Raw genomic sequence first — 14022 nt, forward strand, 5'->3', positions numbered from 1 at the left:
GTTTTATGTTTAAGAAAAGATATGAGCCTCATATTAAAGGTGACAAAGTTACTATCATAGATAACAGAACACAAATGGCACGTCCATTCATGTTTTTTTCTTATATTGTAACAATAATACTTGCTTTCGTGGCGGTCATTGACGAGGATACAGAGGGGAAGATTATAGGCATTTTGTTTTTTGGTTCGATAATCCTGATGCTGGAATTATTGATAGGATGTCTTGAGCGGAAATATGTGATAAAGCCGGAGAGTTTATCTATACGATATGGCATTTTCGGGAAAACAATAAAATATGATAGAGTGAAATATTGCTTTTTTAATGATCTGAGTTATATTACTTTGATCGATGACAGAGGACGTGAGAGTGTAGTTGAGCTATTAAACCTTCCTAAAGACGCAGATAAATTTTTTACTGACAGTTTTAAGAATGCAAATATACAGATTCGCAAGATAGGTAGCTTTGGTGTACAGAAGGAAGGAACAAATTATAATTACAATTTTAAAATGAAGCAAAAACACGCTGTCGGTAATATTTTTTTATTTGTTTTATGTATCTGTTTTTTTGCTTTTTTTATGCTAATCATGCTCATATCGTATGAGCCGGGGTATTTATGGTTTCTTATACTTATGGAGCTTGGAGGACTTGCCCTTATTGCGTTTTTATTTTGGATGATACTGAAGTCTACAGGTACTGTCTTTGTTAACGGCGGTGATATTGAGTTCAGAAGGTGGCTTAAAAAGCCCATGACAATAAAGGTAAAAGATATTTCTTATGTTTATACAGAGTTTAGGGAATCTGATATGAATAAAAACGGACATGTTGAAGTGATGGATATTTATGTCGGAAAAGAGAAGCTAAAGCTGTCTTATGATATCGGAAGAACCTTTAAGAATTACGATCTGTTCGAGGCATATCTTCAAGATAACGGAATACGATTTGCACTTGATAAAGATGGAGCGACGCCTCTTGAGATGTTTAGGAAGATGCGCGAAAAGAATAAGAAATAGTGGAGTGTTTATGTTTAAGAAAAGATACGAGCCTCATATCAGGGGCGATAAAGTTACAATTATTGATAAGAGAACGGCGGTTATGTATCCGCTTATGTATGCGATCGTAACAGCTTACGTTTTGATAATCTGGGGAATCGGTGGATTTAGTGATGATATGAAATTGAATGCCATCATATTGGCCGGAGTATACCTTGGCGTTACGGCTATGTGCATCTGCTTTGAACGGAAATATGTGATAGAACCCGAGAGCATATCTGTTTTCTATGGAATAATCGGGAAAAAGCTAAATCTTCATAAGGTGACACATTGCTTTCGCAATTCATACAGGCATATTTCGCTTGCGGATGACAGAGAACGTGAGGTGACAATTGATCTGGCACATCTTCCTGATGGCGCGGAAAAATACTTTCTGGAGAGTTTTAGAAATACCAATGTAAACATCAGAAATATAGGATACTTTGATGAGCATGAAGGCGGCGCAAATTATAATTACAGATTTAAAATGTGTCAGAGAGAAGCAAAAGTAGGAAAGATAGCTATTTTGTTAATATGCTTTCTCTTTGAATTTATATTTGTGGCAATTTGGGTTACTTCTCCCGAAGTGCGGAGCATGTTTACAAAAATTATTGTGGGAACCGCAGTGTTGTGGATTGTGGCACACAGCGGTTTTACTAATACCGTATGTATTGACGGGGAATTTATTGAGTTTAGAAGATGGTTTAAAAAGACGAAGAGAATCAGTGTAAAAGATATTGTCTGGGTCTATGTTGCAAATGCGATACCGAACAATACTGTCAATAAGTTTACCGAAGTCATGAATATCCGTCTTAAGGATGCATATTTAAAATCATCAATCCAAATAGGCAGAGGCCTTACAAACTATGATATGTTTGTGGCATATCTTCTGGATAACGGTGTGCCTTTTTCTTTGGACGGAAAGAAGGTGATCGATACAAAAGAAGCGGAGAAACAAATGGAACCGGATATTTCGGAAATATTGAATCTAAAAGACTATGCATTTACCGTTAATGATGATTATGTAATTGAAAATGGAATTTTCGCCGGGAAAAAATTTGATGAAAAACAGGCTCCAAATGCCGACTACACCGCTTATCAATCAAGAAATAAGGTTGCCGATACTACAGGATTGATACTGTATTTTATATGCTTCTTTGCAATGTGCATAGCACTGATCCTGGCACAATCGGAGAAAATAGGCTTTGTCACTGCACTTATGATCATGTTTGGAATATCACTGTTTGTCGATCTGGTACAGCTTATAAAGGTTAAGCGCAATTACAAAGATGTGACGGAAGGAGCATCCTGCTATCCGGCAACTTTGTTTTCAGCAGTCACTATCGGCAATAGGCAATTTATATCATATGCCTATGCTGACGGAGATACGGTTCGAGTAATTGAATCCTTATTTCTTGGGAAAAAAGCAAAATCAAAGAACTATAAGGAACTATATAATGTTCCGACATTTATCTGGGCAGATCCGAAAAAGGCTCCGCGCTGTGTTGAGGGAACAGAAGAGAAACCTTCCGGTAACAGCGCAATAACCAAAAGAATGGTGGCTACAATAATTGCAGGAATTGGCCTTATTGTGATAGGGATTGTTTTTAGTCAGATATAAATATATCGGAATGAGGTACACGTTTTATGTCTAAATTTGTAGACAAAAATAATCCGAAAAAAATCGGAGATAACATAATAATACCAAGTAGACAATATAAAGGCTTATTCTTAGCGTTTGTTATATTAACTGCAGAGTGTATCTTTTTGGTCGTATTGTGTAATATAGGTAAAGATATATCGGACTTGTTATGCATACTGGGATTTATATCGGCGTTAATTGTATTTGGAGGATGGACTCTGGATAAAACAAAGTATGTGATAACGCCTGAGCATATTGAAATCAAGCATGGTTTTTTCGGCAGAAAGATTCCGTTAGATCTAATATCTTCATATAGTTCAACTACCGGCCATGTACTGTTTTTGTACCTTACCAACGGAAAGGAATTAAGAATTGAATATCGATATATGAACTATGCACAGCATTATTTTCTTTATAATGTGATAAGAAAAAAACACCTCACGGAAAAAGTATATTCTGATTGCCAAAACTTTAAGATGCATAGAACAGATAGGTGGTTGTGGATTTGTATTTTTGGCGGTATACTCATATTTTTTGACTGGATTATAGTGAGTTCGCCTTCCTCGTTTTCTAATGTATTTCAAATGATAATACTGATGTTGTTTGTAAATTTTCTCCTATTTTGCGGGATATTTTCATATACATACACAATCTATATTCATGATAAATGCATCGATGTAAAAAACTTTGGTATACAGATTAAAAGTTTTAATGTCAATGATATATCTGATTATGAATCAGATTATGTGACTTATAGAGCTAAATATGGTAGTACTACATTTGAAAAGCTAACTCTCAATATGAAAAATGGCGGATTGAGTTTTTTCTTTCCAACTATCACACGCAGTTATAGTGACTACGAAAGATTTATCGGTTATCTCAAAGCCAACGGAATTCCTACTTCATTCGAATTGAAATATCGTAATTCTGAAAAAAAGCCGAAAGCTAAAAAGATAAATGAAAATCAAAATAAGATAAATTTAAAGAAAAGACGCCGCCGCCACACTCTTTAGTGTGAATCGGAATGAGGTACAAGTTTTATGTCTAAATCTAAAGGCAAATATGCTCCGCAAAAAGTCGGAGATAATATGATAATTCCAAGCAAGAAATATGAAGGTTTATTCTTGGTCTCTATAATAATAGCGGTAATATATGCTGTCGCGCTCGTAGATTTTTTGAAAGGTTATGATTCGCCAAGAACATTATATTTACTCGAATTATTGGCGGTGTTAATTGCTTTTCTGGGCTGGGTATATGAGAAAACAGTGTACGTGATAGCACCTGCTCATATTGAGATTAAGTATGGCCCGTTCCGAAGAAAAATTCAATTAGATCAAATATCTTCATATAGTTCAAATACAAGTAATACAGTGTTTCTGTACCTTGTCGGCGGTAAAGAAATATGTATTGAATATAAAAATCTTGATCGCAAAGCAAAAGGCTATTTTAACGGCATGATAGAAAGGAATAACATCCCGGAAAAAGAGTATTCTGATTGCCACAATTTTAAAATGCATGTAAAAGGCTCTTTTTTTATCTTGGTTACGTGTATCAGCATACTCATTTTTTTTAACTATGGCATTTTTGGTTTGTTAATCAGCTATACTTATACTATTTGTGAGATGCTACCTGAGATAATAGGACTGTTGTTTATGGATGCTCTTTTTCTTTTTTGGGCATTCTCAAGTGCATACACCGTCAAGGTTCACGACAAATGCATAGACATAAAAAACTTCGGCATACCGGTTAAAAACATAAATGTCGATGATATATCATATTTTAAAACATGCTATGTGACTCGCAGATGCAAACAAGGCGTTTCAAGATTTGAAGAGCTGACTATCGTTATGAAAAATGAGAAATTGGGTTTTTTATTTCCGACTATCAGCAGTGATTACAGCAACTACGAAACCTTGATCGGATACCTTAAAGCTAACGTAATTTCTTCTTACAACTCGCAAAAAACCAATTCTCAAAAATCACCAAATAAGAAACAAAAAAAGAAAAACAAGAAGAAAAAATAAGAAGATAAAGAAATCGATAGAGAGTATGAAAATCAATAGAAAAGAAATAATAAAAAGTATTATCGGTGAATCTGCTAAAACACATGGCTTTACACTGGAATGGGGGACTCCGGTAAGAGGCACATGGTATATTCTTTCATTAAAAAGGGAAGGACTGGGGCAACGTATAGATTTTATAGAAGATATTTCCAGACCCGGAGAATTGAAGGTGAATGGATTTGATAATGCCAGATTTAGATATGAATATGACATCAACGATAAGGAATCGTACAGAAATATAATATGTCAGATAAAAAAGTTTTTGGAGACAGAAGGATATCAGATTTTAGATAAAAGGCGTTTACTTCCGGTACTACATGAGGATGATTTTGATTATATATCAAAGAACTATTGTGAGCTTTCGGAGCTGTTTTGCGAAAAAAGCGAGGTTGATATAGATGAAATAAAAATAGTTGATGCAATGGATTTGATCTGCGCTTCTTTTTCTGAGATACAAGGAAAACAATGGGATGATATTAAATTTGTTTTTTATGAAATAGTATCATTCTATATTGGAGTTTTGTTGAAAAAAAATAAAAAATTAGAGATTTCTATTGGGCTTTTCAATGAAGAAAGAACAATTATAGAAATTAGGCGAAAGGATAAAATATATGTAAAGATGCCTTTTGTAGAGGGGTTATTTGGCTTTTGGATAAGTTGTATGCGCATAGAAGAGATGCAGGGGCAATTGATACAGAATTTAAATTTTTTATTTGAGATTAGCGAACTTAAAGAACATGATATCAAAGTTTTAGATTGGAAAATAGCCAATGAAAAACTTGGAAAAGGATAACAACAACTATGGGATTAAGTTTTAAGAACTTACAAATTTATAATCCTAGACATATGATGGAATACGATTTGGAAGAAGAATATGCCATTATTCATCTTACTGAAAACTGGGATACGATTGTAGAAGATGATATTTTTGTAAGATATGAAAATATAACAAAGGAAGCTGCCATTCTTTCCGGAAGAATAGATTTACCGGTTATTAGTTTGCAGTATGATGATGATGATTATTTGGCTCTTGATATTTTTCAAAATAGTGTTGAAATAGCTCATTACTATGTCGGTATAGATGATGTTCAAATTAAAAATGCGTCAGAAATAATAAAAATACTTCATGTTGAAGATTCTATGGAAATTGTTTTTCGTAAAATGTTAAAAAATGTAAAGTATGCCACTGAAGCAGCATTTTTTATTAATCATATTGCTAAAATTCCAGTGTATTCCTATAGCTATAGTGATGAGCCTGATTCCTATAAATTTTTGGAGCAGTCTGAAGTGTTAGAAAAAATCAATGGTTGTTGAATTTAGATGGGCAATAATTGCGGTAAAGTTTGCTGTTGCATTTTACCGGCTTTAAGTAGGCAGCTCGGCCGCAAAGGTATACAGTCGGAAATCCGATGTCTTCGGACGAGCAAGATGATTTCAGAATTTACAAAAGCAGGAACCGCCGACTTCTCTGAACAACGTGAAAAGAGGCGGTTCCTGCTTTTGTAAATTCATGAAAATCACTGCGCAGCCGTACACATCGGATTTCCGACTGTATACCTTTGCGACCGCGCGTCATTAAAGGCACAAACTACAGCTCTGCAATTCTCTGCATCTTGTGAAGCTTGTCGGCCTGATCTGAGATGTCGCCAAGGACTTTTTTGAATGCATTGAATCTATCTGCAGCTTCATCAGATGCCCTTGCTCCTTCGTGTGAAAGAGAAGCAACTTCCTGGCTTGTTGCCGAGAGAGTAGAGATACTGTCGTTGATCTCTGAAGTGGATGCTGCAATTGACTGCATGCCCTCGTCGATGTGAGCGAAACGGTTTATCATTTCGGATACATTGTTGTTGATACTTGTAAAGCTCTCGCCCACAGATTCTATCATTTCATTCTGCTTGTCTACTGTTGTGACGGTGTCATCAATACTGAACATCGCCTTCTGAACATCTTCGTTAAGCTCGTTAATGATATTAGTGATCTTTGTAGAAGCAGTGTTGGTATCTGCCGCAAGTTCGCGGACATTGTTTGCGACAACCGCAAAACCTTTTCCTGCTTCACCTGCTCTTGCCGCCTCGATACTTGCATTGAGGGCAAGGAGATTGGTCTGTGTTGAGATTGCCATAATGGAACCAACGATAGACTGAACTTCTTCGACTTTGTTTATAACTGCCTGTGTTGCGTCAACTGTTATCTGACTTGCTGTTGAAACAGCCTGAGACTTTATCTTGAGTTCTTCGATGACTCTTATACCTTCGTCAATGGCTGTTTGTGTGCTTTCAGAAGCAGTTGTCATCTGGATTCGATCCTGCTCTGTTGTGGATGTTTTTTCCTGGATGACCTGAACTTTTTCAGCCTGTTTAATAATTGACTGAGAAGTGCTTTCCATGCTTGTTGCGATATTCTGCATACCTGATTGCTGAGACTCAATAATAGACTGAAGAGCCGTAAGATCCTCCTGTGATGAGTTGAAAAGATCTGTGATCTTGTTTGCGATTTCAGCCATGTTGCTTCCGACTGCGAGAGCCTCTTCTGCATTCTTGCTTATAACCGAATTGTTTTCATCAATAAATGTTTTGCTTAGAGAAACAGTTGAAATACATGCAATAAATGCAAGTGCCAAAGTTGCTATTGCGGGAACAAGGACCGGATCAATGGTACCTGTTGTAAAAACACTCTTAATGATGGAAATAATGAAACATATACTTATAAAACTAACTCCGTAACCGCAGAGCTTTACGTTAGAGTAGAGCATGCTGCATATAAGGATAGGAAGTCCGAATGCGAAATATAAGAGATTGTTTCCTGCAAGAACAAGTGAAATATAGAATATCGTTGCTCCTAAAGTGATGCAGATTGCACCGGCTTTTTCTGTAGAAAACTTAAAATTACCGATAAATATCATGATCAAACTGACTACGGCACTTGCAAATATGACCGCCTTTCCGATGTCAAATCCTTTAGTCAATAGCGACAACAGATTTATTACGATTCCTGTTGCCACTATGATGATACTTACGTAAAAACTGTTTTTGTTTGCGCGACTGTACTGCTTTGCGTCCATGTTATGCCTCCGAGAATGGATATTAATTTTTAGAACAATGGAAAGATTCTATCACAAAAACGTTACCTTAGCTAGATGAAAACCTGCATTATATCTGGACTAAACAGTTTTTTTGACTATAGAAATATGATATAATTAGCAATTAGTAGTATTCGTTTGGAGGATTTAGTTATGCTTTCTGTTATTATTCCCGCATACAACGAAGAGGAAATGATCAGCAAAACTTCCGAAACAATTTCAGGAATATTGGATGAAGCAGGGATTGAATTTGAACTGCTTTTTGTTAATGACGGTTCCGCTGACAATACATGGAACGTGATAAATGAAGAATCTGCCCGCAATAAAAGAGTTAAGGGTGTTTGCTTTTCAAGAAACTTTGGAAAAGAGTCTGCGGTATTTGCAGGTATTGCAGAGGCGAGCGGCGATTGCTGCGTAGTTCTTGACTGCGACCTTCAGCATCCGCCGGAAAAGATCGTTGAGATGTACAGGCTCTGGGAACAGGGATATGAGATTATTGAAGGCGTCAAGACAAGCAGAGGAAGAGAATCTGCCATGCATAAGTTTGCAGCAAAGAGCTTTTATAATATCATGAGTGATGCGATGGGATTTGATATGTCCAGAGCTTCCGATTACAAGCTCCTTGACAGAAAGGCTATGAACGTACTTCTTAATATGAATGAAAAGAATGCCTTTTTCAGAGCGCTTTCATCATGGATCGGATTTAAGAGTACGGAAGTGGAATATGATGTCAGAGAAAGAGAGGCGGGTGTATCAAAGTGGAGCACCAAATCTCTTATAAAATATGCGATCACTAACATAACATCTTTTACATCGGCACCGCTTCATCTCATTACAATAGCGGGATGGATTGTTGCTCTGCTTGGATTTGGCTTTAGTGTTGAAGCGTTGATCAGACACTTTTTCTTACATACCGATAAGCCGGGATTTACTACAGTTATAATCCTGCAGTGCTTTACATCGGCCATGACTATGATGGGACTTGGCATCATTGGTGTCTATATATCCAAGATCTACGATGAAGTTAAAGGTCGACCTCGTTACATTATTGATAAAACCACGTATCAAAAATAACGAAATTTTGAAAAAAACTTGGTAAAAATCAATTATATAGGGTAAAATGTAATTGGGTGGATTAGGTCATGTGTATGAAAGGAGACAGGCAATGTTAGCTACTTTAATTCCATTGTTCGATGATAAAATGTCTGTTTGTGCATACTCTGTGTTTGCGCGCAAAGAAAATCACTTTTTGAACCCTGAACTGGAGGGAGGCGCGCGATATGACGGGGCAGGTACGGTTCATGAACTGGAAGTTGTAAGTAGTATGGGGATGTCAATGTTGTCGGGGGGAAAAGAAGTATTTGTTCCGGTAAATCAGTTTTCTGTATTCGCAGAAATTTCTCTCCAGTGCACAGTTCCTGCAAATAAAGTGGTTCTCCTTATGGATAACAGTATCACTCCCGAGCCTGATTATATAAAAAGGGTGAAGGAGCTCAAGATGCAAGGATACAAGCTTGCGATCAGAAAACTTCCTATTTCAAGTTTTGAACCCTACAGAGAAATCCTAAGACAGTGTGATTATATTTTGCTTAATCATGCAAAGATCGATATAGAGAAAGCCAAGATATACTTTAGTAAGGTTTATCCCAATATTAAACTGTGTGCGGTAAATGTCGATACTCAGGAGCAGTACGATATGCTTACCGGGCACGGCGGATACGATCTTTACGAAGGCAGTTTCTTTAGAATGCCGGTAGTCGAATCCGAGACGGAAGTAAATCCGCTTAAGGCAAATTACATTGAACTTCTTAATGTTGTAAACGCTCCTGATTTTGATCTTACGGAAGCCGCAGATGTTATCGGCAAGGATCCGGCGCTTGTTATTTCACTTTTAGAGATAGTAAACAGGATGGCACTTAATTCTGAGATCACATCGATCCGTCACGCAACAGCCATGCTCGGACAGAAAGAGCTGAAGAGATGGATCAATACTGCGGTCACAAAAGAGCTTTGTGCAGACAGACCTACTGAGATAACAAGGCTTGTTATGATAAGAGCTAAGTTTGCGGAGAATCTCGCTGAGAGTTTTGAACTTGGACTTATGGGGCAGGAACTCTTTATCATGGGACTTTTCTCTGCTATAGATATAATGCTTGGTAAGACCATGGAGGATTCACTTAACATGGTAGTTGTACCGAAGGATGTAAAACTGGCTCTTTTGAATAATGAGGGTGAGTTCGCACCGGTCCTAAATTTCATTAAGAGATATGAGGATGCAGACTGGACGGAAATTTCAAGACTTATGGTACTCGGAAATATGAGCATGACGAAAATTTATGAGGCTTATCTGTCAGCGCTCAGATGGTATAGAGATCTTTTTCCTGCAAAATTAACCGGATAACAGCTTTGTACAACGGGGTGACTTTATGGTCGGTGCTGAAGTGATAGGCAGTAGTGCCTTCAATTTATCCGCCCTAGTGATCAGCGTTACGTGCATTGTTTACAAACTGATCATCAGAGGTAAGGTAAAGCTCAAGAATTGGCTTTTCATTGCCTTCATATTGATAATCGCCATAGATTCCTTATCGGGTATCGTGGAGCAGTTTCTTGTATACAGTAAGCTTACGTTTGAAACTAAGCTTTTAATTGGTCATGCAAATCTTTTTGTGTATTTTCTTACCCATTTCGCAATGGTTCCTGTTTTTGTATATTACATAGTGGTGGAATGCGGAGTCCAGCACAAGTTTACGGGGAAGGTACGCCTATATTTAGGTATACCTTTTATTTTTATGGAGTTAATGACGATGGTAAATCCGCTGTTTCACATTGTTTTTGAGCTAGACGAAAATCTTCAGTATGTGAGAAAAAGCGGAGTATATATTGCATATGGAATATGCGCCTTATACACTGTTTTTTCCATTATCATTTTGTATATTTACTGGGATTGCCTTAATAAACTCAAAAAGATTGCGATTCTGTATTTTTATGTCCTTGTTCTGATAGGACTTATTGTTCAGATGGTCTTTTCCAAAGTAACATGTGAGCTCATGTGCGAAGCAATCGGCGCAATGGGCATTATGATCATGTTTGAAGGAGATGACGACAGAAAAGATTTCTCGACTAAAGCTCTCAACAGAAATGCTTTTGTTACTGATATAGGTAATTATTTCAAGTACAACAGACCGTTTAATGCTATCTGCGTAAAGATACTTAACGGTGATATTCTTCGCAAGATCACAAGTCATGAGAATTATGAAAAGATTCTTTCAAATGTCGCAGGATATCTTGGAAATGTTGATAAGAAATTTGAAGTATATCGCGTCGGAATAGAATGTTTCTTTCTTGTATGCCCTGATATCTCCAAGGAGAAAGCACGGGGAATCGCGGATGAGATCTATGCCAGATTTGAAAAAAACATAATTATCGAGGGAGGAAACGTACAACTTAAGGCGCTTGTTATTCAGGCAAGTTCACCGGAAAAATTTGAAAATCTTGATAATCTGCTTCTTTTGGCTGATACGTTCATTGACCTTGACAAGGGAAGACCGATTTATTGCAACGAACTTGATTTTGTAATAAGAAGAGCCGATGTTGAAAAGGCGGTCAGAAGAGGAATTGAGAGCTCCAGTTTCAGAGTTTTTTACGAACCCATTTATACCAAGGGAGATCTTTCAATCTGTGCAGCGGAAGCGGTTCTTAAATTCAATGATAAGGAGCTTGGAGAAATAGCCAAAGAAGAGTTTCTGCCTATAGCCAATCAGACGGGAACAATTGAGAAACTTGGCCTTTTTTTGCTCGAAGAGGTTTTGTATTTTATCGGCGGCGGAATCGTAGAAGAGATGGGGCTTGAGTTTATATGTATCAAGCTGTCTTCGGCGCAGATAATAAAGACAGATTTCATCGCTCAGGTAAAAGAGCTGTTTTCGAGATATGATGTAAAACCTGAGAAGCTTGTTTTTGGAATAACGGAGAGTGCGGCTGTTACAGATAAGAATATCATATATCAGGTTATATCCGATCTTGGCGAGATGGGAATCCGTTTCTACATGGATGAGTATGGAACGAGCTTTTTCGGAATGCAGTCATCGACATCTTATCTGTTTGAGGGAATAAAAGTAAACGCGGGTCTTTTGCAGGATTCGGAGTCATCTTCGCAGAGAAGACTGATACTTGAAAACCGTCTTTCTACAATGAATCAGACGGGGAAAAAGATTGTCATAGGAGGTGTTCATTCCAAGGAACAGGCGGAGCTTATACAAAATATAAAAGCGGATTACGTCCAGGGAAAATATTATTCCAGAGTAGTAAGCAAAAATGATTTTATCGCCATTCTGAAAGCAACGGAAACAGCGAGAATGGAGGAAAGAAGAGCAAAGGCTGCAAATGAGGCAAAGAGTAATTTCCTTGCCAATATGTCTCATGAGATCAGAACGCCTATAAATGCGGTTCTTGGAATGAATGAAGTTATTCTTCGTGAGTGTACGGATGAGAAGATTCTTGAGTACTCCAAAAATATTGAGAGTGCGGGAAAGACTCTTTTGTCACTTATAAATGATATCCTTGATTTTTCCAAGATCGAAGCGGGAAATATGGAGATAAGCGAACGGAACTATGAACTGAGTTCCGTATTAAACGATGCTTATAACATGATCTATTTTAAGGCTGAACAGAAATCTCTCAAACTGATTTTTGAGGTGGATAAGGACCTGCCGAACAGTCTTTGCGGCGATGAGATGAGACTTAGACAGATCATCGTCAATGTTCTTAACAACGCCGTTAAATATACGATGGAAGGAAGCGTGACTTTAAAGATAAGAGGAGAAGATATATCTGAGGGTAGAGTTAATCTTTATATAGATATCATTGATACGGGAATCGGTATCAAACAGGAGGATCTTTCAAATCTTTTTGCCAAGTTTAAGAGACTTGATATGGACAAGAACAGGACCATTGAAGGAAGCGGACTTGGGCTTGCGATCACGAGCAATCTCTTAAAGCTTATGAACGGTTCGATTGATGTTGAAAGTGAGTACGGTGAAGGCTCGGTATTTAAGATAATTCTTCCGCAGAAGAAAGTCGGAGATACCGTAATAGGAGATTTTAGGAGCAGGATTGTTGAACTTAACAAGATACGAAAACGCTATCAGGTCAAGTTTACGGCCAAAGATGCAAATATTCTTGTTGTCGATGATACTCCGGTCAATCATGTGGTAATAAAAGAGCTTCTGAAGAACACATTGATCGGTATCGACAATGCAAGGAGCGGTGAGGAGTGTCTTATAATGCAGCGGGAAAAAGAGTACGATCTTATTTTCCTTGATTACAGAATGCCAAAGATGGACGGTGTCGAGACACTTCACCGCATGAGGGAAGATGAGGAGAGTAAGAACAGTTTTACTCCTATAGTCGTCCTTACAGCCAATGCGATATCAGGGGCAAAAGAGAGCTTTATAAGCGAAGGATTTACGGATTATCTGAGTAAACCTGTTGAGGGCACTAAGCTCGAGGAAGCGCTTATAAAATATCTTCCGAAGGAAAAGGTTGTATATATGGAAAATGAGGAAGAGAGCGATGAAAATACCGAACCTGAGGATGATAAAAAGAAATTCAAGGACTATATGTCGGGACTTACCCAGATAAAATATGAAGAAGGGCTCAAAAACTGCGGAAGTGAAGAAAGTTACTTTAATATCCTTAAGGTTTATTACGAATCGATTGAGCTTACTAAGGGAAATATCGGGCAGGCATTTGATGAGAAAAACTGGAAGGATTATACAAGCTATGTACATTCACTTAAGAGTACCAGCAGGACTATAGGAGCAAACGTTTTGGCAGATCTTGCAGCGAGCATTGAACATGCCGGCTCTATCGGAGATACCGTGTATATTAAGGATCACAACTCAGAGCTGATGAACAGATATCTTCTTGTAGAGTATGAAGTTGCGGGAGTTCCCGGGATGGAAGGAAGTGAAGAAAGCGATGAGGACGGCGACAAGCCTGCTATCAAGGAATCGGAGCTTAAGGATGCATACGGAAGTATGGCAGAAGCATGTAAGGGGCTTAACTACGACACGATGGAACTGATACTTGATTCGTTAAAGGACTACACACTTCCGGAAAAAGATAAGGAGAATATCAGGAAGATAAAGGAATACCTCAAGATGCTTGATTGGGAGAATATAGGAAAAATAACAGAGAGTGAGCTGTAGA

The 14022-nt window shown here is 37.7% G+C and carries 10 protein-coding genes; 9 read left to right on the plus strand and 1 reads right to left on the minus strand.

The window, feature by feature from the left end; all coding sequences use genetic code 11:
- The first annotated feature begins 5 nt into the window (after nt 1-5).
- Genes T356_RS0100210 through T356_RS0100235 form a run of 6 tightly spaced genes read left to right on the plus strand, consistent with a single transcriptional unit; the run spans nt 6 to nt 6047 of the window.
- The gene (locus tag T356_RS0100210) at nt 6-1010 is read left to right on the plus strand and encodes a hypothetical protein (protein ID WP_026512738.1); all 1005 of its coding nucleotides are present in this window, start codon (nt 6-8) and stop codon (nt 1008-1010) included.
- A gap of 10 nt (nt 1011-1020) precedes the next feature.
- Entirely contained in the window at nt 1021-2649 is a 1629-nt protein-coding gene (locus tag T356_RS0100215) for a hypothetical protein (RefSeq protein ID WP_026512739.1), read from the plus strand.
- A 26-nt stretch (nt 2650-2675) separates the two neighbouring features.
- The gene (locus T356_RS0100220; protein ID WP_026512740.1) at nt 2676-3683 is read left to right on the plus strand and encodes a hypothetical protein; all 1008 of its coding nucleotides are present in this window, start codon (nt 2676-2678) and stop codon (nt 3681-3683) included.
- Between the two features lie 27 nt (nt 3684-3710).
- Nucleotides 3711-4694, plus strand: a complete 984-nt coding sequence (locus tag T356_RS0100225; RefSeq protein WP_026512741.1) for a hypothetical protein — start codon at nt 3711-3713, stop codon at nt 4692-4694.
- A gap of 25 nt (nt 4695-4719) precedes the next feature.
- Nucleotides 4720-5526, plus strand: a complete 807-nt coding sequence (locus tag T356_RS0100230) for a hypothetical protein (RefSeq protein WP_026512742.1) — start codon at nt 4720-4722, stop codon at nt 5524-5526.
- A gap of 8 nt (nt 5527-5534) precedes the next feature.
- Complete coding sequence (locus T356_RS0100235; RefSeq protein WP_026512743.1) at nt 5535-6047, plus strand: hypothetical protein; 513 nt, start codon at nt 5535-5537, stop codon at nt 6045-6047.
- A gap of 274 nt (nt 6048-6321) precedes the next feature.
- On the opposite strand, the gene T356_RS17860 is transcribed toward T356_RS0100235, so the two are convergent.
- Nucleotides 6322-7794, minus strand: coding sequence for a methyl-accepting chemotaxis protein (locus T356_RS17860; RefSeq protein WP_035780041.1), 1473 nt, complete (start codon nt 7792-7794; stop codon nt 6322-6324).
- Between the two features lie 171 nt (nt 7795-7965).
- On the opposite strand from T356_RS17860, the gene T356_RS0100245 reads away from it, so the two are divergent.
- From T356_RS0100245 to T356_RS20005, 3 genes are all read left to right on the plus strand, one after another.
- On the plus strand, nt 7966-8886 hold the full coding sequence (locus T356_RS0100245) for a glycosyltransferase family 2 protein (protein ID WP_035780044.1): 921 nt from the start codon (nt 7966-7968) through the stop codon (nt 8884-8886).
- Nucleotides 8887-8977: 91 nt separating this feature from the next.
- Nucleotides 8978-10213 (plus strand): EAL and HDOD domain-containing protein, encoded by a 1236-nt coding sequence (locus T356_RS0100250; RefSeq protein WP_026512745.1) that lies wholly within the window; start codon nt 8978-8980, stop codon nt 10211-10213.
- A gap of 25 nt (nt 10214-10238) precedes the next feature.
- Entirely contained in the window at nt 10239-14021 is a 3783-nt protein-coding gene (locus T356_RS20005; protein WP_051563044.1) for an EAL domain-containing protein, read from the plus strand.
- Nucleotide 14022: the final 1 nt, after the last annotated feature.

The organism is Butyrivibrio sp. LB2008 (genome assembly GCF_000621565.1).
Lineage (GTDB): Bacteria > Bacillota > Clostridia > Lachnospirales > Lachnospiraceae > Butyrivibrio.